2 protein-coding genes are annotated in these 1,418 nt (G+C 43.7%); both read left to right on the top strand.

Going from position 1 to position 1,418, the window contains the following annotated elements:
• A partial coding sequence (locus KDK17_RS16060; protein ID WP_306671312.1) for an SbmA/BacA-like family transporter occupies nt 1-941 on the top strand: 941 nt, incomplete at its 5' end.
• 170 nt (nt 942-1,111) lie between these two features.
• Nucleotides 1,112-1,418: RING finger domain-containing protein (locus KDK17_RS16065; RefSeq protein ID WP_257288513.1), on the top strand; the 307-nt coding region annotated here is incomplete at its 3' end.

A 1,418-nucleotide genomic window follows, 5' to 3' on the forward strand; every position in this document is an offset into this window, starting at 1 on the left:
GGTATGGCGAGATGTGGGATATGATGCAGCTGGCCAAACCGGAATCCATTGACCGCTTCTGGGAGCTGATACTGGTATTCTGCACCATTGCTTTTCCTTTTGTGTTACTGAGAAGCCTCTCCAACTTCCTTTCACAGCACTTTTGCTTTCGCTGGCGGCAAGCCATGACCCTGACTTACCTGCCCTTCTGGCAGAAAATAGATCGTGATATTGAAGGTGCCTCCCAACGCTTACAGGAAGACCCTCAGCGTTTTGCCAGAGTCACCGAACTACTTGCCCTGGGGCTGTTTCGCTCCATTCTGACCTTGATCGCTTTTATTCCTATTCTCTGGACACTCAGTGAAGAGATATGCGACAAGCTGGCGAACTGGCTCAGCAGCCCGGCATTTATGGAGAACTATGATAAAATTCCGCTATCACTGAAAGGCATGGAAATCATGAGTCAGATGCCGGGCTCCCTGCTCTGGTTTTCCTGTCTGTTGTCTTTCAGTGCCATCATCATCTCCTATTATGTGGGTATCCGCTTGCCTGGACTTGAATACAACAACCAGAAAGTCGAAGCCAGATTCAGAAAACAGCTGGTTTATGCCGAAGACGATAAAACCTACGCCGACACACCCACGCTGCTGGAGCTCTTTACCGGACTGCGTTTTAACTACTTTCGACTGTTCCTCAACCACTCCTATTTCGCCCTCTGGCAGAACTTCTTCTTTCAGTTTGTAGTGATTGCCGACCTGATGGTCATTGGTCCGGGTGTTATTTACGGCATCATCTTAATGGGGACTTTAAACAGAGTGTCCCATGCATTCAGCAGTGTTTCAGACAGCCTTTCCTACTTCACTGAAAACTGGGCAACCGTCACTGAGTTGTTATCCATTATTAAACGACTCAGAGAGTTTGAAGTGAATATCGGTTATCGTTCTGAATCAGGGTCGTCCTAGCTGTCGAAAATTCAATACAAATCTTAACTCTGTGCTCGCGTTGCTCTGGCTTCTGCATCCATGCGCAGCGAATTGGTCGGCCTCCTGGACCTTTCCGGATCGTTTAGTATCCTTAACAACTAAAGCATCAGCCACCCTTCAGAAAGCAAATCTATTACGGACTTAATAATATGAAAATTAATATAATCAGACATTTATTAATTCTTCTAATTATTTTTTTTATTTCAAATGAGGTATCTGCTCAATCAGTTTGCCCTATTTGTCTTGAAATATTGCACTATGAGGATAAAAGTATTTCTTTATGCTGTCAGCATGCATTTCATGAGCATTGTATTTTACGTTGGAATAAAAGAGAAAAAAAAAACACATGCCCAATATGCAGAAAGGAACTAATCTACCATCACGATTTGCATATTTTAAAAGCTCATGACTTATGCGGAAAAGTTCCTTACATTAAAATTGAAATCACACCCCACC

It is taken from the genome of Endozoicomonas sp. SESOKO2 (genome assembly GCF_024606245.1).
Taxonomy (GTDB): Bacteria; Pseudomonadota; Gammaproteobacteria; order Pseudomonadales; family Endozoicomonadaceae; genus Endozoicomonas_A.